The organism is Suttonella indologenes, assembly GCF_900460215.1.
Lineage (GTDB): Bacteria > Pseudomonadota > Gammaproteobacteria > Cardiobacteriales > Cardiobacteriaceae > Suttonella > Suttonella indologenes.
In genome coordinates this window covers 940,090-961,115 of sequence record NZ_UHIA01000004.1, presented here as the reverse complement: position 1 = coordinate 961,115, position 21,026 = coordinate 940,090, and the positions used below count along the sequence as shown (strand labels likewise).

15 protein-coding genes are annotated in these 21,026 nt (G+C 47.4%); 9 read left to right on the top strand and 6 right to left on the bottom strand.

The genetic code is table 11. From position 1 onward, the window contains the following. Positions 1 to 30: 30 nt before the first annotated feature. From DYC63_RS08705 to lhgO, 3 genes are all read left to right on the top strand, one after another. Complete coding sequence (locus DYC63_RS08705; protein ID WP_115218861.1) at positions 31 to 2,157, top strand: TRAP transporter permease; 2,127 nt, start codon at positions 31 to 33, stop codon at positions 2,155 to 2,157. Between the two features lie 28 nt (positions 2,158 to 2,185). Next, positions 2,186 to 2,635 (top strand): DUF302 domain-containing protein, encoded by a 450-nt coding sequence (locus tag DYC63_RS08700; RefSeq protein ID WP_115218860.1) that lies wholly within the window; start codon positions 2,186 to 2,188, stop codon positions 2,633 to 2,635. 100 nt (positions 2,636 to 2,735) lie between these two features. Further along, positions 2,736 to 3,938: an L-2-hydroxyglutarate oxidase gene (lhgO, locus tag DYC63_RS08695; RefSeq protein WP_115218859.1), complete on the top strand. Its 1,203-nt coding sequence runs from the start codon at positions 2,736 to 2,738 to the stop codon at positions 3,936 to 3,938. 108 nt (positions 3,939 to 4,046) lie between these two features. On the opposite strand, the gene DYC63_RS08690 is transcribed toward lhgO, so the two are convergent. The 6 genes from DYC63_RS08690 to DYC63_RS08660 all read right to left on the bottom strand — a co-directional run bounded on the left by DYC63_RS08690 (position 4,047) and on the right by DYC63_RS08660 (position 11,209). After that, positions 4,047 to 4,379 (bottom strand): zinc ribbon domain-containing protein YjdM, encoded by a 333-nt coding sequence (locus DYC63_RS08690; RefSeq protein WP_115218858.1) that lies wholly within the window; start codon positions 4,377 to 4,379, stop codon positions 4,047 to 4,049. Continuing rightward, a complete protein-coding gene (locus DYC63_RS08685; RefSeq protein ID WP_115218857.1) occupies positions 4,376 to 5,029 on the bottom strand; it encodes a fumarylacetoacetate hydrolase family protein in 654 nt (217 codons plus the stop codon). The genes DYC63_RS08690 and DYC63_RS08685 overlap by 4 nt, the downstream gene beginning before the upstream one ends. A gap of 119 nt (positions 5,030 to 5,148) precedes the next feature. After that, positions 5,149 to 9,000, bottom strand: a complete 3,852-nt coding sequence (locus DYC63_RS08680) for a calcium-binding protein (protein WP_172459472.1) — start codon at positions 8,998 to 9,000, stop codon at positions 5,149 to 5,151. Positions 9,001 to 9,655: 655 nt separating this feature from the next. After that, positions 9,656 to 10,165, bottom strand: a complete 510-nt coding sequence (locus DYC63_RS12405; protein ID WP_147284953.1) for a hypothetical protein — start codon at positions 10,163 to 10,165, stop codon at positions 9,656 to 9,658. A gap of 221 nt (positions 10,166 to 10,386) precedes the next feature. Further along, on the bottom strand, positions 10,387 to 10,707 hold the full coding sequence (locus DYC63_RS08665) for a hypothetical protein (RefSeq protein WP_115218853.1): 321 nt from the start codon (positions 10,705 to 10,707) through the stop codon (positions 10,387 to 10,389). Beyond that, the gene (locus DYC63_RS08660) at positions 10,700 to 11,209 is read right to left on the bottom strand and encodes a hypothetical protein (RefSeq protein ID WP_147284952.1); all 510 of its coding nucleotides are present in this window, start codon (positions 11,207 to 11,209) and stop codon (positions 10,700 to 10,702) included. The genes DYC63_RS08665 and DYC63_RS08660 overlap by 8 nt, the downstream gene beginning before the upstream one ends. 393 nt (positions 11,210 to 11,602) lie before the next feature. Here DYC63_RS08660 and DYC63_RS08650 point away from each other — a divergent pair, with 393 nt between their 5' ends. The 6 genes from DYC63_RS08650 (at position 11,603) to ilvD (ending at position 21,002) form a co-directional block, all read left to right on the top strand. Then, positions 11,603 to 12,559 carry a YheT family hydrolase gene (locus DYC63_RS08650; protein ID WP_115219501.1) on the top strand — a complete coding sequence of 319 codons (957 nt, stop codon included), beginning with the start codon at positions 11,603 to 11,605 and terminating at the stop codon, positions 12,557 to 12,559. Next, complete coding sequence (gene uvrB, locus DYC63_RS08645) at positions 12,552 to 14,558, top strand: excinuclease ABC subunit UvrB (RefSeq protein WP_115218850.1); 2,007 nt, start codon at positions 12,552 to 12,554, stop codon at positions 14,556 to 14,558. The genes DYC63_RS08650 and uvrB overlap by 8 nt, the downstream gene beginning before the upstream one ends. An 809-nt stretch (positions 14,559 to 15,367) precedes the next feature. Beyond that, the gene (locus tag DYC63_RS08640; protein WP_115218849.1) at positions 15,368 to 16,525 is read left to right on the top strand and encodes an alpha-hydroxy acid oxidase; all 1,158 of its coding nucleotides are present in this window, start codon (positions 15,368 to 15,370) and stop codon (positions 16,523 to 16,525) included. Between the two features lie 149 nt (positions 16,526 to 16,674). Next, the gene (locus DYC63_RS08635) at positions 16,675 to 18,270 is read left to right on the top strand and encodes an L-lactate permease (protein ID WP_115218848.1); all 1,596 of its coding nucleotides are present in this window, start codon (positions 16,675 to 16,677) and stop codon (positions 18,268 to 18,270) included. Positions 18,271 to 18,474: 204 nt separating this feature from the next. Then, entirely contained in the window at positions 18,475 to 19,137 is a 663-nt protein-coding gene (locus tag DYC63_RS08630; protein WP_115218847.1) for a BON domain-containing protein, read from the top strand. Positions 19,138 to 19,157: 20 nt separating this feature from the next. Next, positions 19,158 to 21,002, top strand: a complete 1,845-nt coding sequence (gene ilvD / locus DYC63_RS08625; RefSeq protein WP_218564595.1) for a dihydroxy-acid dehydratase — start codon at positions 19,158 to 19,160, stop codon at positions 21,000 to 21,002. Positions 21,003 to 21,026 lie beyond the last annotated feature (24 nt).

The following is a 21,026-nucleotide window of genomic DNA, read 5'->3' as shown; positions in this document are numbered from 1 at the left end:
AGTCCTATTTCAACCGGTAAGGAATGTTTGATGAATAATCCTCTTCGATTTACTGACGAACACAGCAACCATATGCCGCCCAAGGTGCTGATGCTCTTCAATTTCACTGCATTGATCTTGGCTTTATTTTGCATCGTCAATGCTTTTTATCCGCTGGTATCCGGCTTAGAACGCAATATGCTGCACGGCGCGGTATTCGTGCTATTGGCGGTGAATTATCATCCCCTGTTGAAAAAAGACGGTAAAAGCAAAAGTTTTGTTTTTGATACGGTATTAGGCTTTTTGACGGCAGCCGCCATTATTTGGTTTATGCTGGGCGAAGATGCGGCTGCCACGCGCCAAAACGCACAGCAAACGCTATTTTCCGCCGTCGATTGGTTTTTCGCCACCTGCTTATTATGCGGATTTCTCGAACTGACCCGTCGCACCACCGGTTTGATTATTCCCATCTTGATGCTGCTGTCGCTTTCCTATATGACATGGCTGGGCAAGCTCATGGGCGGCGTATTTTCCTTTAAAGGCTTGTCTTTTGACACTGTCCTCTATCGCACGCTGTACGGCGATGACGGCTTATTCGGCTCTATCGCCTCCATCGCCAGCACCTATGTGTTTTTATTTATTATTTTCGGTGCTTTTCTATTAAGAAGCGGTGCCGGCGATTTTGTGGTGGATTTGGCGCGCGGCGTGGCAGGACGTTTTATCGGCGGTCCGGGCTGGGTGGCGGTGATTGCCTCGGGACTCACCGGAACAATTTCAGGCTCTGCGGTCGCCAACACCGCCTCCACCGGCGTAATTACCATTCCTTTGATGAAACGCGCAGGTTTTCCCGCCAAATTTTCCGCAGGCGTTGAATCCGCCGCCTCCACTGGCGGACAAATTATGCCGCCGATTATGGGCGCAGGCGCTTTCGTGATGGCAAGCTACACCCTGATTCCTTACGAACACATCGTAAAAGTTTCCTTCCTCCCTGCCCTTTTATATTTCTTTTCCGTCGCCGTTTTTGTGCGCATCGAAGCGAAAAAACATAATCTGCAAGCTGTTGCCGATACGGAAGTCAAACCGCTAAAACAGGCGCTCAAAGACCAAGGTGCAAGTTTCATCATCCCGATTGTATTGCTCATCGTGCTACTCGGCATAGGCTATACCCCCACCTACGCCGCTGTTGCCGGCATCGCCGCCATCATTATTTCCAGTTGGTTTACCAAAACCAAAATGGGCATACGCGCCTGCATGGAAGCGCTGATTAGCGGCAGCCGCGGCATGATTATGATGGGCGTCTTGCTGATTGCGGTGGGCATTGTCATCAATACCATCGCCACAACCGGCATCGGCAACACCTTCTCGCTGATGATTAACCAATGGGCGAACGGCAACCTGTTGATAGCGATTGTCCTGATTGCCATCGCCTCATTAGTGCTGGGCATGGGACTGCCGGTTACCGCCGCCTATATCGTCTTGGCAACGCTCTCCGCACCGGCGCTGACCGCCATGATGGTGGACAACGAAATACTGCACCTGATCGCTGCCGGCAACCTGCCTGAAGCCGTCAAACCCCTGCTCATGCTTGCCGACCCCAGCATCACGGAAGCACTCAATGCCCCCATGCCGCCTGAAGCTGCGCGCGAACTCTATGCAAAACTGCCCGATGCCCTGCGCTATTCTCTGCGCGAACAAGCGGTAAACAAAGAATTTTATGAAGTCGCGCTTCTATCCGCACATATGATTATTTTCTGGCTCTCGCAAGATTCTAACGTTACCCCGCCTGTCTGTTTGGCAGCCTTTACCGCCGCCACTATCGCCAAAACGCCGCCCATGGCAACCGGATTTACCAGCTGGAAACTGGCAAAAGGCTTATACATCATGCCGATTCTTTTTGCCTACACCCCGTTTTTAGCGGGCGATTTTAGCGAAAGCCTTAAAATTTTTGCTTTTGCCTGCGTGGGCATCTATACTATAGCCGCCGCCATGCAAGGCGGCATGGAACGCCCCTTGCCGTGGCTATGGCGGATACTCTGCGGCTTCTGCGGCATCGCGCTGTTGTGGCCGCATGATGCCTACCGCCTCATCGGCCTGGCCGCCTTCGCCCTCCTGTTTATCGCCCAATTCAAACTACTGAAACCCGCCGCCCCCTCCGCCGACAACGGTCAGGACTGGTAAAGCGGCATTCACAACCCAAGGAGACACTATGAAAAAATCCCTGCTCACCCTCACCGCCGCCCTAGCCGCCTTGAGCTTATCCGCCCGCGCCGACGACGCCGTCTACCGCGTCATCCCTTCGGCGGCGGACTTTGACACCACCGTCGCCAAACTCAGCAGCGCCATCGAAAGCAAAGGCATGATCATCTTCGCCGTCATCGACCATAAAGCAGCGGCGGGCAAGGCGGAACTCGACATGCAGCCCGCCACCGTCATCATCTTCGGCGCGCCCAAAGCCGGCACGCCGCTGATGCGCAAAGACCCGCGCCTGGCGCTGCAACTGCCGCTCAAAGTCCTGGTGACCGAAGGCGAACAAGGCGTGCAAATCGTCTTCACCCCCACCGCGCGCGTGATCGAAGGCAGCAGCATCACGGCGGACGAAGTGGCCGACACCCTGGCCAAAGCAGAAACGCTGCTGGAAAACACCGTCAAAGAATAATTCATCATATTGCAAAATATAGTGATTTTTTACCACACAGAAGCGCTTATCGTGAGAAAAATTATCGCGATAAGCGCTTTTTTATGAGAAAAAATACCGAATGAACACCGACATCCTCATCATCGGCGCAGGCATAGTCGGACTATCCACCGCAATGGAAGTGCGCCGTCGCTTTCCGCATCTCTCTCTTACTTTAGTGGAAAAAGAATCCCGCCCTGCCGTTCATCAAACCGGACACAACAGCGGCGTCATCCATGCCGGCGTCTATTATCCGCCCGGCAGCCGCAAAGCAGAACTCTGCCGCGCCGGCAATGCCGCTACCAAAGCCTTTTGCGATGAACACGGCATCGCCTACGATATCTGCGGCAAAGTCATCGTCGCCACGCAGGAAGAAGAAATGCCGCGTCTGCAAGCACTTTATCAACGCGCGGCAGAAAACGAACTGGAACGCCACTGGTGGAGCGGCGCCGAACTTGCCGAACGCGAACCCAATATTTGCGGCTTGGCGGCATTTTTTGTCCCCTCAAGCGGTATCGTTTCCTACCGGCAAATCGCCGAAAAAATGGCGGCATTACTCGAAAAAGACGGCGTCAGCCTACACTTTGACTGCGAAGTACAAAGCATCCGCGAGAGCAGCCAAGAAGTCATCGTGCAGGCGGGCGACAAAGAAATCCGCGCCCGCTACCTCATCGCCTGCGCAGGACTGCATGCCGACCGCATTGCCGAGATGGTAGGACTTCAGCCGGATTTCCGTATCTGCCCGTTTCGCGGCGAATACTATCAACTGCCGCCAAGCCACAATGCCATCGTCAAGCACCTCATCTATCCCGTGCCGGAATCCGGCGTCCCCTTTCTCGGCGTGCATTTGACTCGCATGATTGACGGCTCCGTTACCGTCGGACCTTCCGCCGTATTGGCAATGGCGCGCGAAGGCTATCGCAAACGCGACATCAGTCCGCGCGATCTCTGGCATATGTTTTCCTATGCCGGCATCCGCAAAGTGCTGAAAAAAAATCTGCGCCACGGACTAAAAGAACAACGCAATGCTTGGTTCAAACGCGGTTATCTCGGTGAAGTACAGCGCTATTGCCCATCAATACGGCTCGAAGATTTACGCCCCTATCCTGCCGGTATCCGCGCCCAAGCCGTCAGCGCCGACGGCAAACTGGTAGAAGATTTTCATTGGCTGCAAAGCGAGCGCAGCCTGCACGTCTGCAATGCGCCCTCGCCTGCCGCCACCTCTGCCATTCCGATTGGGCGCGAAATTATCAAACATATTGAAAATGTCTTAAACAGTTTATAAATTCAATCAAAAAAACGGTGATTTTGACTTCACCGCTTTTCATTTTATAACAAACACTTGCACTGATAAATCATTGCCATATGGCTATTTTATTCATCAATACAACAGCTAAGCCTTTTTCACAAACTCCGATTTCAGCATCATTGCCACGCCGTCGATTTTGCAATCGATATTGTGATCGCCCTCAGGCACTAAGCGGATATTTTTCACTTTGGTGCCTTGCTTGATGGACTCATTGCTGCCTTTTAATTTCAGCGCCTTGATTAAAGTAACCGTATCGCCGTCGCTCAATACATTGCCGAAAGCATCTTTAACCGCTTGCTCCGCTTGCGCCGATACCTCGCCCTCCTGCCATTCATGCGCGCATTCCGGACACACATTATTCACGCCGTCAAAATAACCGTATTCGCCCGCACATTGCGGACAAGCGATTCCCGTCATAAAACCCTCCAATCCATACTAATCAAGCCGCCTTCCAATTCGCCATGCAGATGATCGCCGCTGGTCAATGCGCCCACGCCGGCAGGCGTACCGGTAAATAACAAATCACCTTCTCTTAAAGAAAAATGGCGGCTGATAAAGGCAATTTGCTCGGCAATCGAGAAAATCATCAGACGAGAATCGCCTTCTTGGCGCAATTCATCATTGATATGTAGAGAAAAATTCACATAAGACCAGTCGGCAATCGTATCCGCGCTGACAAACTCCGATACGCAAGCGGCATGTTCAAAACCTTTTGCCAATTCCCAAGGCCATGATTTGGCTTGCAGTTTGCCTTGTACATCGCGGGCGGTCAAATCTAAACCGACGGCAATACCGCCGATATGCGACAAAGCCTCCGCCTCGGCAATATCGCGTCCGCCCTTGCCGATTTGCAAAACCAATTCCGTTTCATAATGCACATCCTGCGAATAGGCCGGCAAACGGATATCCGCCGCCGTATTCAGCGCAGTAATCGGTTTGCAGAAAATCACAGGCATATCGGGCTTGCTGTTATTCAGCTCCTCAATATGCGCCACATAATTGCGCGCGATACAGAAAATCGTACCGACCGGGCGCGAACTCCCATCTTGAAAACGAATCTCATACATTGCTTGCTCCTTGTTCCAATCATCAATCTCTCGCCGACAAAAATTAGCCGGCAAGACACCGGCTATTGTCTTTGAAAACACAAGCTAAGGCGAGTGTTTTTATAAAATTTCGTAAAACATTAGAGAATTTCTGCCACTATCCAATCATCAATTTGCTGATGAGTCATACTGCTATTTTTGAAATAAATCGTCTCTATTTTGCCTTGCCTTTGCCAATTCTGAATCTTAATACTATCTTCTGCATCAATATCTAAAATTAAATCCTTTTCGTGCAAAATAAAGCGCACATCTTCAGCGGCAATATCAATTAAGCGTAGGCTATCCACGCCTTGGCTGTCATGAATAATATCCTTGCCATCGCCTAAACGATACAGGTACAAATCATTTCCCCAACCACCCTTTAGCAAATCATGACCACGCCCACCTTGCAAAATATCATTGCCTGCGCGGCTATCAAGATGATCATCGCCATCATCACCAATCAGATGATCGGCAAAAATGCTGCCACGCAAATGATCATTACCACCGCCGCCTTGCAAAAAGCCGCCATACCAAGCCGTATTTTGCGTTAAATCTTCAGGCGCTTTACCTAATTGATCTATTTGAGCGCGATACCATGTGCTGCCATCATCAAAGCGGATCTGATCCAAAGCATGATCATACAAAGTTTGCGGGTTGGCAAAATGATTGCTGAGAATAATCTGATCTTGCTCACTGTCTGAAAAAAGAATATGCAAATCATCGTCATATCTTTCTAAGACCACGGACTTAGCATCAATGCCCGACAAATACAGCGTATCGGTAGCCGTTGTTAAATCATAAAAATCATATTGATCTTTCCCGCCGCCACGATGATAGATAATGCGATCATTACCGCCTTCCGGACGATACACATCATTAAAAGGCGTGGAATAAAGAATATCTCTACCTGCACTGATACTCGGCAATAATTGCGCCAAGTGCTTAGCCTGCCAAATACTACCGTTATCAAATACAATCTGCGCAATTTTGGGAAGATTTCCATCAAAATAACGCTCAAAAACCAATTGCTCACCAGTTTCATGAAGGCGCAAAATTAAATCTTGTCCTGATTGTTGCGCACTCAAGAAATGAGGATTGATGCCATGCAAAGACAAACGATCTTTATCACTCATCGCCGCATCTGCCTGACTAATCCGATCATTACCATCGCCCGCCCGGTAAATATAATGATCATCGCCGCTGCCGGCTTGCAGATAATCATCTCCCAAGCCGCCTGTTAAGCGGTCATTACCCGCGCCGCCATACAAACGATCATTGCCCACCATGCCCAATAATTCATCATTTCCGGCGTAGGCATACAAAACATCATCACCGGCATAGCCCTGCAAGCGATTATTTTGTGCATCGCCCTGCAAGAGCATTTGCTTAATATCCTCCGTAGTCCACTGCCCATCTATGGTCATCACTGCCACTAAAGCATAGCCGCTTACGGCATCTGCATGGAAAAATGACTTCACACGCAACACCGCCGCATCAGGCAATAAAAACAGCAAATCCGCCCCATCTCTAGCTAAGCGCAGTTGTTGACTATGCACATCGACAAACTCAAGTGTATCAACAGCGGTATCACTATCGCCTGTGTGGATCACGTCCGAACCATCGCCCAAAGCATAACGATAACGATCCGCCCCGCTGCCACCATATAAGACATCATGCCCACGCCCTCCGGTGAGCACATCATCACCAGCCCTGCCTTCTAAACGATCCTCACCGCCTCTGCCTTCAATCCAATTCGCCTGAGCATCGCCAATCAAATGATCATCTTGCTCTGTGCCGATTAAATACTGCTTCTTCAGTATCTCTGCCGCCCACACGCTGCCATCGGCAAACTGCACGGACAAAGTATTCGCCTGATGCGCAAAAAATCCCTGCAGGCGCACCTCCCCCTCATCGACAAAACGCAAAATCAAATCCTGCGACTCTCGAATCAAACGCACCGCCTCCGGAAGAATATCCTGCAAAACCAAGACATCATCATCGCCCTCTGCCGCCTGATTATGAATACGATCCTTGCCATCGCCAAAACGATACACATAGCGATCATTCCCGGCAGCACCACTTAATTCATCATTGCCGCCCTTGCCCTCTAAAACATCATCACCTAAATTCCCGAAAAGCTTATCCGCACCAGTACCGCCGCGCAAATGATTGCCGCCACGATAGCTATACAAATGATTAGATTCAAAATGCGCTTGCAAGACTAAATCCTTCACCCGCTCAATCTCCCAGACCTGGGCATCTGCAAACTCAATCTTGCCGACCGCCGAGCCGCTCTTCCCATCTGACACAAAATAATCACGCAGCGTCAGCACAGCAGCATCGGGCAAATGCAGCAACAAATCTTGCCCCAAGCGCGAAGCCTTCACCGCATCTGAAGCAATATCTTGCAATTTCAATCGATCTTGCTGACCGAGCTTATCCGCATTCACAATCACATCATTGCCATCACCCAAATGATAAACATACACATCATTGCCAAGCCCACCGCTCAAGACATCATCGCCACGACCGCCGATTAATAAATCATCGCCATCGCCGCCGCGCAAATCATCACGCCCCTCGCCGCCATGCAGCAAATCATTCCCATCATGCCCCGATAAACGATCATTGCCCGCAGCGCCAAAAATCATATCCTCGGCAGCACTGCCCTCAACCCGATCATCTCCGGCACCGGCGCTCACATACGGATCTTTCTCAGTCAAATGGAACACATCATCACCATCACGCAAAGCCGCACGCATCTTCTCTCTTGCGCTAAACAACAAAACACCTGCAGCCTGCTCGGCAGAAGCTAAAAACGCCTCCAATAAAGCCGACTGATGCGGCGTAATATGGCTTAAAGCAAATTGAAAATCGCGCAACAGCTCACTCGCATCGCCACCCTTGGCAAAAAGCGCGGCAAAATAAGCCGCCGTAGCCGTGAAATCGCCCTGCCATTGCCCATTTTCCTGATGAAAAATAATCGAATTCCACAAATCCTTAAAATGACTCTGCATCACCAACTGCGCATACACATAATCACGCAACTCAGCGTAAGAAGCCTTCAAACGCTCGGCATACACCCCATTAGGTAGCGCTTGCAAAGCAGCCTGCCCCCAAAACTTCTCCATCACCGCCACATGACGGGCATCCACCGCCTTGCCGCGCGCTGCAGGATGAACCCCATCTTGTCCTGCCCAAGTCATCAGCAAATCCTCGATCAAGTTATGGCGAGTCGCCACATCCTTCTCTTCGCTAAAAGCCCGCACCACCGCCTTCAACTTAGCACTGGCATCACGCTCCATCGCCTCATGCAAGCTATACACATTGCCAAAGCCAAAAGCATTGGGCAGCGCCGTTGTCGTAGGCGATAAAGCAATGCCCGCACCATGATGCACATCTACAGGCACCGTCTGTACACGATCACTATCAAACCATAAAGTATGCACCGCCTGAGACTCACCCTGAAGATTGATGAAATGCCCAAACTCGCGATGCTCAACCCCATTTTCATCAGTAAAACCGCCCTTAGCCTCATAATCCAAGCTAATAGCAGCCACGCCTGCCGCAGTTAAAGACAGCAACTCATCTTTTTGCGCAATCCCATCGCTATTGCGATCCTGCCACACACGCAAATCCGCAAAATTCGCATCGCGCTTATCCACCAAGCCATCAGCATTTGTATCAAACTCCGCCAAAGCCGCAAAACCATTTGCCGCCAAAGAACCGTCTTTTAGCAGGGTTTCAGTGCCAAACAACTCCGCACCGCCGTCAATCCTGCCATTGCCATTGCGATCATAAACCAGCACGCCCTCAGAAGGCGCAAACCACGCCGTATTCTCGGCAAAACCGCTATTATCCAAATCAAAAAATACGCCGCTGCCTTTAGGCAAAGTCGCAATCACGCCATCGGTATTTAAATCTAAAGTTAAAGGATCAGAAGGCGGCAAAGGAGGAGGGGTTAAAGGAAAATAAAATAGGCTCATATAATCACTAAAACCATTATTATTTTTCTCAATTGGAATATCTGCATCTTGAGATTCATCTTTTTCTAAAATATCAACGCCCGCTCCAGGTAGAATAAAATTATCAAACTCATGATTTTCTAAACCTGCTGCTTTTATCAAAGTATAAGCAACTGAATTACTATTAACACCTAATCCGAAAAATGGATAATCTAAATCCATAGCATTTATTTTTCTCCCAGCCTCCATCATTAGATGAACTTTTTCATTGACTTCTTCATAACTTCCACTAAAAATAACTGCTTTGTTATTATTATAGTCTTGACCATAAGAGTCATTAAAATGATTATCTTCAAATTTTCTATACTCTAATCTATCATTGAAAAATCCTATCACCTGCTCATCATTTGTTTTTCTATCAACAGCCAAACCATGAAATTCGTGTTTAATATTCCCATATTGGTCATGAACAACAATATACTCATGAGCAGTGAAATTAGATATCCAAGTATTGCTCCAACTACCTGGAAATTCTTCTTTTGAACCCCAAGATCTTCTATTATTATCCCCAATAGGGAGTTGCACTTTACTAATAGTCCAATTACTATCAACAGAAGACACAAAATTAAACCGTATTGAATTACTCATATGAAACTCCATTTTTTTTATCCATCAACATAATGCTATAACGATCTTCTCTACTCAGATTAATTCCATAATTTGTAGCATCAAAAACTATAGAATCAATTCCTTTATCAGGAAATACAGAAATTAGCAATAACGGGTTTACCCCCTCTCTAATATCTCCAATATGTTTTAGATAAATTTTATATCTACATTCAATCTCCTTACTATTATTAAAGTACATACAATACATACCGATATTTTCCAAATCTCTATAGATTTTTTTCTTATTTCTTGTAGATTGAGCAAGAATTTCTTCAATTTTATTATAAATCCTCAACATTTTTTCTTGCTCTGCATCTGGTTTTCCTTCAAATCTTCCACTGAAGGTTCCTGACATTCCTTCTAAGTTGCCGCCAATAAAATTATTATGCGGATAATCTTTTGGCAAAGGAGGAAATATAATGCAAGCGGACAAAAAAGAAGATAAAATGATCAAATGTGAAATATATACCGATCGTTTCATGTTAACTCTCCAAAAAATATCAATACAGTATTATCTATATTCTAAACCTAAAATTTTCAGAAATTTCAGATTAGATTTACCATCACCTAGCGCATCGCCTAAAGCAACAAATGAAATTCAGCCAATCCTTTCATTCAAAACTTTTTTAGTCAATATACATTTAAAAAATCATCAAAAAACAGAATTACTTATAAAAAAATCAATTAGTCTTAAGAAATATATTAAGAATCATTAAAATGATTATCTTCAAATTTTCTATACTCTAATCTATCATTAAAAAATCCTATCACCTGCTCATCGCTTGTTTTTCTATCAACAGCCAAACCATGAAATTCGTGTTTAATATTCCCATATTGATCATGAACAACAATATATTCATGAGCAGTGAAATTAGATATCCAAGTATTGCTCCAACTACCTGGAAATTCTTCTTTTGAATCCCAAGATCTTCTATTATTATCTCCAATAGGGAGTTGCACTTTACTAATAGTCCAATTACTATCAACAGAAGACACAAAATTAAACCGTATTGAATTACTCATATGAAACTCCATTTTTTTTATCCATCAACATAATGCTATAAGACTCTTCTCTACTCAGATTAATTCCATAATTTGTAGCATCAAAAACTATAGAATCAATTCCTTTATCAGGAAATACAGAAATTAGCAATAACGGGTTTACTCCCTCTCTAATATCTCCAATATATTTTAGATAAATTTTATATCTACATTCAATCTCCTTACTATTATTAAAGTACATACAATACATACCGATATTTTCCAAATCTCTATAGATTTTTTTCTTATTCTTTGTAGATTGAGCAAGAATTTCTTCAATTTTATTATAAATCCTCAACATTTTTTCTTGCTCTGCATCTGGTTTACCTTCAATCCTTCCGCTGAAAGTTGTCAACATTCCTTCTATATTGCCGCCAATAAAATTATTATGCGGATAATCTTTTGGCAAAGGAGGAAATATAATGCAAGCGGACAAAAAAGAAGATAAAATGATCAAATGTGAAATATATACCGATCGTTTCATGTTAACTCTCCAAAAAATATCAATACAGTATTATCTATATTCTAAACCCAAAATTTTCAGAAATTTCAGATTAGATTTACCATCACCTAGCGCATCGCCTAAAGCAACAAATGAAATTCAGCCAATTGTTTCATTCAAAACTTTTTTAGTCAATATACATTTAAAAAATCATCAAAAAAAACAGAATTGCTTATAAAAAATCAATTAGTCTTAAGAAATATATTCTGATTTACATAAGTATTTTTTAAATAACTTTTAGTATTAAATAATGTTGCAACACAGCAAATCAGCATAACAAAACATAAGAGTAAGCCTAGTGAACGCCGGTACAAGATTTATCCATACACGACAAAGCCCGCTATAATGCCCTTTTGTTTTTTTGATTTAAATTCTATGTCTCATGCTGCTTTAATTGCTGCTTTGCCGCCTTTGCACACGCCGCCTTGGTTGCGCGGCGGCAATATCGAAACCCTATACGCCAAAAGTCTGCAATCTCCTGCGCCGCCTTATCGCCGCGAGTTGCTGCCCAATCACGAAAACAGCGGCATGCTGGCTTTTGATTTTTTAGACAGCCCCCATCTCGATGCGCCTTTACTGCTGCATTTTCACGGACTGGAGGGCAGCAGCCGCAGTCATTATGCGGTGGCCTTGATGCTTGCCGCGCAAGCGCGCGGCTGGCACGCGGTAGTGGCGCATTTTTCCAGCTGCGGCGGCGTGGCGGCACAGAAGTATTATCACAGCGGCGACACGGCGGCGATTGCCCATGCCCTTAAGCTGATGCAGGCACGCTATCCGCGCATTTACGCGGTCGGCGTGTCTTTAGGCGGCAATGCTTTGGCGAAATATTTGGGAGAATGCGGTCGTGCAAATATTTCTTGCGGTTTGCAGGCGGCAGCGGCGGTTTCCGCACCGGTGGATTTGACCGCTTCCAGCCTAGCGATTAGCCAAGGTTTACCGCGTCTGCTTTATACGCCCTATTTTCTCAGCAGTTTGCGCAAAAAAGTGCCTGCCGATGCCAAAGCGGTCAAACTCCGCTCTTTAGCCGATTTCGACAATGCCTACACCGCGCCGCTCAACGGCTTTATTGATGCCGCCGATTATTACCGCCGCGCCGCCGCCAAACCCTATCTGCGCGATATTCGCCTGCCCACTCTACTGATTAACGCGCATAACGACCCCTTTTTACCGCCTGAAGCGATGCCGCAAGAAGCGGAGGTTTCGCCGCAAGTCTATTTATTGCAACCGCGCAGCGGCGGACATGTCGGCTTTGTCTCAGGCAGAGGACGCGGACATCTGCGCTGGATGCCCGAAACCGTATTCCGATTTTTTGACGAGATTAGCCATGCATGATGATCACTTTCAACTGGTCGCCGATTACGCCCCTGCCGGCGACCAACCCACTGCAATCGCCGGCATTTTAGCCGGACTGGAAAACGGGCTTGCCAAGCAAACCCTGCTCGGCGTTACCGGCTCGGGCAAAACCTTTACCATGGCAAACGTCATCGCCAAAGCCAACCGCCCTGCCCTGATTCTTGCGCCCAACAAAACCCTTGCCGCCCAGCTTTACGGCGAAATGCGCGAATTTTTTCCGCATAATGCGGTGGAATACTTCGTTTCTTATTACGACTACTACCAGCCTGAAGCCTATGTGCCGGCTTCAGACACCTTTATTGAAAAAGACGCCTCCATCAATGAACACATTGAGCAAATGCGCCTTTCCGCCACCAAAGCCATCTTAGAACGCCGCGACACCATCATCGTCGCCTCCGTTTCCTCCATTTACGGCTTGGGCGATCCGCGCCTTTACATGCAGATGGTGCTGCACTTAAACCGCGGCACCCGCATCGACAGCCGCGAAATGCTCTCGCGCCTCGCCGAACTGCAATATACCCGCAACGACACGCAACTGCTGCGCGGCACTTTCCGCGTCCGCGGCGACATCATCGACATCATGCCGGCGGAAAGCGATTGGTATGCGGTGCGCGTAGAACTCTTTGACGACGAAATCGACAGCATCCGCTACTTCGACCCGCTGACAGGCGAAATGCTCGACCAAATCCCGCGCATCACCATCTACCCCAAAACCCACTACGCCACCCCGCGCCACACCATCTTAGAAGCCATTGAAAGCATTAAAATCGAGCTGCGCGAACGCCTTGCCCAATTGCAGGCGCAAAACAAACTCGTGGAAATGCAACGTCTGGAACAACGCACCCGCTTTGACATTGAAATGATGCAGGAATTGGGCTACTGCTCGGGCGTGGAAAACTACTCGCGCTACCTATCGGGACGCGCCGCCGGCGAACCGCCGCCGACCCTGCACGACTACCTGCCGCCCGATGCCCTGCTGATTATCGACGAAAGCCACGTGACCATTCCCCAGCTCAACGGCATGTACCGCGGCGACCGCTCGCGCAAAGAAACCCTAGTCGAATACGGCTTCCGTCTGCCCTCCGCCCTAGACAACCGCCCGCTGCGCTTTGAAGAATTTGAAGCCATCGCCCCGCAAACCATCTACATCTCCGCCACCCCCGGCGCTTACGAACTGGCGGAAAGCGGCGACATCATCGAACAAGTCGTGCGTCCCACCGGTTTACTCGACCCCGTCGTCGAAGTCCGCCCCGTATCCATACAAGTCGATGACGTACTAAGCGAAATCCGCAAACGCGCCGCCATTGACGAACGCGTACTCATCACCACCCTGACCAAAAAAATGAGCGAAGATTTAACCGACTTCCTCATGGAACACGGCGTGCGCGTGCGCTATATCCACAGCGACATCAACACCGTCGAGCGCATGGAAATCATCCGCGATCTGCGCTTAGGCGAATTTGACGTCCTAGTCGGCATCAACCTGCTGCGCGAAGGCTTGGACATGCCGGAAGTCTCCTTAGTCGCCATCTTCGATGCCGACAAAGAAGGCTTTTTACGCGGCGAACGCGCCCTGATTCAAACCATCGGACGTGCTGCGCGCAACGCCAACGGCATGGCGATTCTCTATGCCGACCGCATCACCCAATCCATGCAAAAAGCTATGGACGAAACCGCGCGCCGCCGCGAAAAACAAATCGCGCACAATAATGCCCACGGCATCACGCCGCAGACCATCCGCAAAAAAGTCGCGGATGTGATGGAAGGCGCGAATATCGCCGTCAAAGCGAAAAAAGCCCACCAAGAGAAAAGCGGCAAAGCACCTGAGCAAATGAGCGCGGCGGAAGCGGAAAAGCTGATGAAAAAACTGGAAAAAGACATGCTGGCGCATGCTCGCGATTTGGAATTTGAAAAAGCCGCCGCCCTGCGCGACCAAATCAAAGCCTTGGAAAAAATGATTTATATCGACCAAGCTTAAATATACGACATCCGAGCTTTACAAAAAACAACTATAGTCAATTAAGGACAAAATGCCACATGATTTTGACGTATCAGAATAAACATATAGGGAATCTAACACTGATTGTATAGTCAATTCAGCTCAAATAAAGACACCGTTTTTATATGTTAGCCCGTACAATAGTAAAGCTTGATATTTTTAGGTGTGCAACTTTGTTATGAATTGACTATATATAGTCAAAGAGTTCGAAAAGAGTTACAGATTAGACTCAGCTTGCTTTAATTTCTGTAATGCTTACCACTTGCCGCCTTGTACTACTTTTTCAATTCTTCAACTATATATAGTCGGAGAATTGAAAAAGTAGTACAAGGCGGCAAGCCGCAGACAGTACAAGAGCGTACGGCAAGGCGAGTCAACGCTGTAATACTTTTTCAATTCTTTGACTATAGTTTACTCATTGGAGTACTACGGAATTGATCGCTTTGTCATGCGCTCGTTATGTCTGCGGTTCACCACCTTGCATCGCTTTACACTGCTTCGACCATATCCATTACAATAAAATAATGTAACAATTATTATAAACCCCATCACATTCTATTTCTTAGTATTCAATTGATTAAAATATATATTTTCGTATCGTTATTAACAAATTCAAATAAGTATAAAAAATATAATAAACAAACACTTATCATGCAATTTAAACAAAACAACATTAATTTGAACAACCTGATCCTACAGATTTTCTTTTAAACTTATTGTTTTTTCCTAATGATTGCGTAAAAATGAATACTTCTCAACTTTAATTCAACAATAAAAAAGGAAAAATGATGGCTAAAGACCTCAAAAAAATCACAAACATAGAAGATTTGCGCCGTATTGCTCGCCGCAAAGTGCCAAAAATGTTTTTCGACTACACGCGCTCAGGCTCATGGACGGAAAACACCCTGCGCCATAACAGCCGCGATTTCGACGAGATTAAATTCCGCCAGAAAATTTTGATCGATATGACCAACCGCAGCTTAGAAACGACTATGGTCGGCGAAACCGTCAAAATGCCTGTCGCCATTGCACCGACAGGCTTTACCGGCATGATGCATGCCGACGGCGAAATTCATGCCGCACGCGCTGCGGAAAAATTCGGCGTTCCCTTCTGCCTGTCCACCATGTCTATCTGCTCGATTGAAGATGTGGCAGAAAATACGGAGAAACCGTTTTGGTTTCAGCTATATGTCATGAGAGACCGCGAATTCATGCAAAATCTCATCAGCCGCGCTAAAGCCGCGCATTGCTCGGCGCTCGTTCTGACCGTCGATCTACAAGTACTCGGACAACGCCATCGCGACATCAAAAACGGCTTATCCGCACCGCCGAAACCGACTTTGCTCAACATGCTAGATTTAGCTCTGCGACCTGAATGGTGTTTGAAAATGCTTGGCACGCAACGCCGTACATTCCGTAATATTGTCGGTCATGCGAAAAACGTCAGCGATATGTCCTCGCTTTCTTCTTGGACGACAGAGCAATTCGACCCGAAACTCAGCTGGGACGATGTCGCAAGAATCAAAGATTTATGGGACGGAAAATTAATCATCAAAGGCGTGATGACGGCGGAAGATGCTGAAAAAGCGGCACAAAGCGGAGCAGATGCCTTAGTCGTTTCCAACCATGGCGGTCGGCAATTAGACGGCGCGCTCTCTTCCATCAAAGCCTTGCCGGAGATTGTTTCTGCCGTTGGCAATAACATAGAAGTCTGGCTTGACAGCGGTATTACCAGCGGACAAGACGTGCTGAAAACCATGGCTTTGGGCGCCAAAGGTACCATGATCGGCAAAGCCTTTTTATACGGCTTAGGCGCCTACGGCGAGGATGGCGTCAGACGCTGTTTGGAAATTATTTACAATGAGATGGATATCACGATGGCATTCTGCGGACATACGGATATTAAAAAAGTTGGAAAAGAAATTCTCGTCCCCGGCACTTTCTAAACAACAAAAAAGCATTTTATTCTCGATAATAAAATGCTTTTCTATTATTTCTACGTTTTAAAATAAAATTATACCAAATTATTTTACAAGATAAACATAATTTAATTTTAACCCCTAGAAACCCTATACACCAGCAAAGGATAATTATCATGGATCTCGTACTCAGTATTTTTCCCATCATACTATTAATCTTTCTGATGATTAAGAAAAATGCAATGCCTTCTTATCATGCATTGCCATTAATTGCCGCTTTAGTATTTTTAATTCAGCTCTTATATTTCCAATCCAATTTTATCGAATTAAGCGCCTATGTCGGCGCCGGCATCATTAATGCCGCCACACCGATTACGGTTATTTTCGGCGCGATTTTCTTTAACCGCATGATGGAGGAAACTGGTTGTACCAATAATATCCGTCATTGGTTAAGCAATATCAATCCCAATCCCGTTGCGCAATTAATGATTATCGGCTGGGCATTTGCCTTTATGATTGAAGGCGCTTCCGGATTCGGCACTCCTGCCGCCATCGCCGCGCCGATTTTAATGGGCTTAGGCTTTAGTCCTTTCAAAGTCGCCGTCTTCGCCCTCGTCATGAACTCCGTGCCGGTATCTTTCGGCGCCGTCGGCACGCCCACTTGGTTCGGCATGAAGCCCTTAATGACCGCGCCTTACGACATCAACATGGAGCAAGTTATTGAAATCGGGCAAAAAACCGCATTAATCCATTTTGTTGCAGGCTTTATCATTCCTATCATTGCCTTGCGCTTTATTGTTTCGAACAAACAAATAAAAGAAAACATCGGCTTTATTTATATTTCCATTTTAAGCTGTACCATTCCTTATGTTATTTTGGCACAATTTAATGAAGAATTTCCTTCATTGGTTGCCGGCGCCATCGGCTTGGGTATTTCAGTTTTTGTTGCCAATAAAGGCTGGGGACTAAGCAAAGAAGGACAGGAAAATAAAACCTCGCCTTTGGCATTCAATATTGTCTTAAAAGCGCTGTTTCCTTTAATTATGTTGATGGCAATCTTAATTCTTACCCGTATCAAGCAATTGCCGTTCAAAGATATGCTCAATGACAATACGCCGATTTGGGGATTTTCTATTAACGGTTTATTTGATTTCCAATTAAGTCAGGCGCTGATTTTCAATTTCAACAATCTGTTCGGCACGAATATCAGCGAAAGCTATAAATTCTTATACGTTCCCGCCTTTATTCCGTTTGTCGTTACCGTCTGGGCATCCTTGCTATTCTTCAGAACCAATATGAAAAGAAGTTTTCATGTCTATATCGGCACCTTGTTCCAAACATTCAAACCCTTGATTGCATTAATCGGCGCATTAATCATGGTCAAGCTGATGATGGCGGGCGGGGATAAATCGATGGTCAAAGTTATCGGCAGAGAATTCGCCGAATTGACAAAAGATAATTGGATATATTTCGCCTCTTATCTGGGGGCTATCGGCTCATTTTTCTCCGGCTCGAATACGGTATCCAATTTAACCTTCGGCACGATTCAATATGAAATCGCCCAGCAGACAGGTCTGAATCCGACGACTGTTCTTGCGGCGCAATCCGTGGGTGGAGCAATGGGCAATATGGTCTGCATCAATAATATTGTCGCAGTTTGCTCGGTATTGAACGTGAAAAATCAAGAAGGGGCTATTATCAAAAAAACCATTATTCCAATGCTGCTTTACGGCATCATTACCGCTATTTTTGCTTATCTCTTTTTAACTTAATTTTAAATCCAATCGATTAAAAACCGGCTGCTTTCAACAGCCGGTTTTTAATGTCAATAATGACCTCATCTCAGGTATCATACATTAAAAATCATATCTCATTGTTGTAATTTTAAAAAAAAGTATAATATGTTTAAAAACCTTAAATACACACATAGCCTGCAAAATCGCTATAATGCAAGCTTTTCGCTTTAGGGGAATGAAATGAAAAAGATCGCTTTATTGACTGCGTTAAGCGCAGCGTTTTTGCAAGGCTGCGCGCCTTTGCTCGTGGGCGGCGCCGCAACCGGCGTGATGATTGCCGACGACCGCCGCACTACCGGCACCGTCATTGATGATAAAACCTTACAACTCTATATCAGCAACCGCATTGCCAGCATTCCGCGTCTGGCAGAAAACAGCCATGTCAACGTCAATACCTTCAACGGCTTAGTCTTGCTCACCGGCGAGGCGGCAAATGAAACCATTCGCCAAGATATTGAAACGGTAGCGCGGGCAATGGAAGGCACGGTGAATGTGAATAACCACATGATTATCGGACCGATGAGCAGTTTGATTAACCGCAGCTACGATGCCGCGCAAACAGCCAAAGTCAAAACCGTGATGTTGGATGTCAAAGTCGAGGGCTTTAATCCCAATCGCGTCAAAGTGGTTACCGAGCACGGCATCACTTATCTGATGGGTATTGTGACTCAGCAAGAAGCCAATGCCATTGCCAATGTGGCGAGCCGCGTTTCAGGTGTAGCGCAAGTGGTGACGATGTTTGAAATCAATAATCAAATCAATCATCTCAATCAGCCTTTTGCCAATGAGCAAATCCCTAATGTGCGTCGCTACGACAGCCAAAATCTTCAAAATCAACCATAAATCATAAAGAAGGATACATCATGAGTCGCAAAATTCCTCTGCGTTCGCATACTTCTACCGCAGGACGCAATATGGCGGGTGCGCGCGCTCTATGGCGCGCCACCGGCATGACGGATGCGGATTTTAAAAAGCCGATTATTGCCGTGGTCAATAGCTTTACCCAATTCGTCCCCGGTCATGTGCATTTGAAAGACATGGGACAACTGGTTGCCAAAGAAATTGAGGCGGCGGGCGCAGTAGCAAAAGAATTCAATACCATCGCCGTGGATGACGGCATCGCCATGGGGCATGACGGCATGCTGTATTCCCTACCTAGCCGCGACATTATCGCCGACAGCGTGGAATATATGGTCAATGCGCATTGCGCCGACGCCATGGTCTGCATTTCCAACTGCGACAAAATCACCCCCGGTATGCTGATGGCGGCGATGCGCTTAAATATTCCCACCATTTTCGTCTCCGGCGGCCCGATGGAAGCCGGCAAAACCAAATTATCCGAACATAAACTCGATCTGGTCGATGCCATGGTTTATGCCGCCGATCCCAATGCCGATGATGCGGTCGTGGACGAATTCGAGAAAAACGCCTGCCCGACCTGCGGCTCCTGTTCGGGCATGTTTACCGCCAATTCCATGAACTGCCTCACCGAAGCCATGGGCTTATCCCTGCCCGGAAACGGTACGGTACTCGCCACCCACGCCGATCGCAAGCAATTGTTCTTACAAGCGGCACGCCAAATCGTCGCCCTCTGCAAACGCTATTATGATGAAGGCGACGAGAGCATCCTGCCGCGCAGCATCGCCACATACGAAGCCTTCCAAAACGCGATGACTCTCGACATCGCCATGGGCGGCTCCACCAATACCATTTTGCATTTACTCGCCGCCGCGCAAGAAGCGCAAGTGCCTTATACTATGCAAGATATTGACGCCCTGTCGCGCAAAATTCCGCAACTGTGCAAAGTCGCGCCCAATGTGCCGGACTACCATATCGAAGACGTACATCGCGCCGGCGGCATCATGAACATTCTTGCCGAACTTAACCGCGCCGGTCTGATTCATGCCGATTTGCCGACCGTACACAGCCGCAGCCTAGACGAAGCCATTGCGCATTATGATTTGAAAAACCAACCTGATGCAGAAGTAGTCGAATTTTATAAAGCAGGACCGGCGGGGCTGCGCTCACAAACCGCCTTCTCGCAGGACTGCCGCTACGACAGCGTCGATGACGACCGCGCGCAAGGCTGCATCCGCAGCATCGAACACGCCTATTCCCAAGAAGGCGGACTGGCAGTGCTCTACGGCAATATCGCCGAAAACGGCTGCGTGGTCAAAACCGCCGGCGTAGACGAAAGCATTCACCGCTTTAGCGGCAAAGCTATTGTTTTTGAAAGCCAAGACGATGCCGTGCAAGGCATCTTAAAACGCAAAGTCAAAGCCGGCGATGTCGTCATTATCCGCTACGAAGGACCGCGCGGCGGGCCGGGCATGCAGGAAATGCTCTACCCGACCAGCTATCTGAAATCCATGGGCCTAGGCAAAGACTGCGCCCTGCTGACCGACGGACGTTTCTCAGGCGGCACCAGCGGACTCTCCATCGGGCATGCCTCACCCGAAGCCGCAGCAGGCGGCGCCATCGGCTTGGTACGCGACGGCGACACCATTCACATCAACATTCCCGAGCGCAGCATCCGTTTGGACATCAGCGAAGAAGAAATGGCGGCGCGCCGTAGCGCACAAGACGCCAAAGGCTGGCAACCCGCCGCGCCGCGTCCGCGCAAAATATCCACCGCATTGAAAATCTACGGACACTTCGCCACCAGTGCCGACAAAGGCGCAGTACGCGATCTCAGCCGGCTTAAATAAACGCCGAGCAGCTGCGCCTCATCG

Excerpts from the sequence above, each read along its gene's own strand:
- uvrB (WP_115218850.1), top strand. The coding sequence starts at position 12,552 with ATGCATGATGATCACTTTCAACTGGTCGCCGATTACGCCCCTGCCGGC.
- DYC63_RS08640 (WP_115218849.1), top strand. The coding sequence starts at position 15,368 with ATGGCTAAAGACCTCAAAAAAATCACAAACATAGAAGATTTGCGCCGT.
- DYC63_RS08700 (WP_115218860.1), top strand. The coding sequence starts at position 2,186 with ATGAAAAAATCCCTGCTCACCCTCACCGCCGCCCTAGCCGCCTTGAGC.
- DYC63_RS08660 (WP_147284952.1), bottom strand. The coding sequence starts at position 11,209 with ATGAAACGATCGGTATATATTTCACATTTGATCATTTTATCTTCTTTT.
- DYC63_RS08685 (WP_115218857.1), bottom strand. The coding sequence starts at position 5,029 with ATGTATGAGATTCGTTTTCAAGATGGGAGTTCGCGCCCGGTCGGTACG.
- DYC63_RS12405 (WP_147284953.1), bottom strand. The coding sequence starts at position 10,165 with ATGAAACGATCGGTATATATTTCACATTTGATCATTTTATCTTCTTTT.
- DYC63_RS08690 (WP_115218858.1), bottom strand. The coding sequence starts at position 4,379 with ATGACGGGAATCGCTTGTCCGCAATGTGCGGGCGAATACGGTTATTTT.
- DYC63_RS08665 (WP_115218853.1), bottom strand. The coding sequence starts at position 10,707 with ATGAGTAATTCAATACGGTTTAATTTTGTGTCTTCTGTTGATAGTAAT.
- DYC63_RS08705 (WP_115218861.1), top strand. The coding sequence starts at position 31 with ATGAATAATCCTCTTCGATTTACTGACGAACACAGCAACCATATGCCG.
- ilvD (WP_218564595.1), top strand. The coding sequence starts at position 19,158 with ATGAGTCGCAAAATTCCTCTGCGTTCGCATACTTCTACCGCAGGACGC.
- lhgO (WP_115218859.1), top strand. The coding sequence starts at position 2,736 with ATGAACACCGACATCCTCATCATCGGCGCAGGCATAGTCGGACTATCC.
- DYC63_RS08635 (WP_115218848.1), top strand. The coding sequence starts at position 16,675 with ATGGATCTCGTACTCAGTATTTTTCCCATCATACTATTAATCTTTCTG.
- DYC63_RS08630 (WP_115218847.1), top strand. The coding sequence starts at position 18,475 with ATGAAAAAGATCGCTTTATTGACTGCGTTAAGCGCAGCGTTTTTGCAA.
- DYC63_RS08650 (WP_115219501.1), top strand. The coding sequence starts at position 11,603 with ATGTCTCATGCTGCTTTAATTGCTGCTTTGCCGCCTTTGCACACGCCG.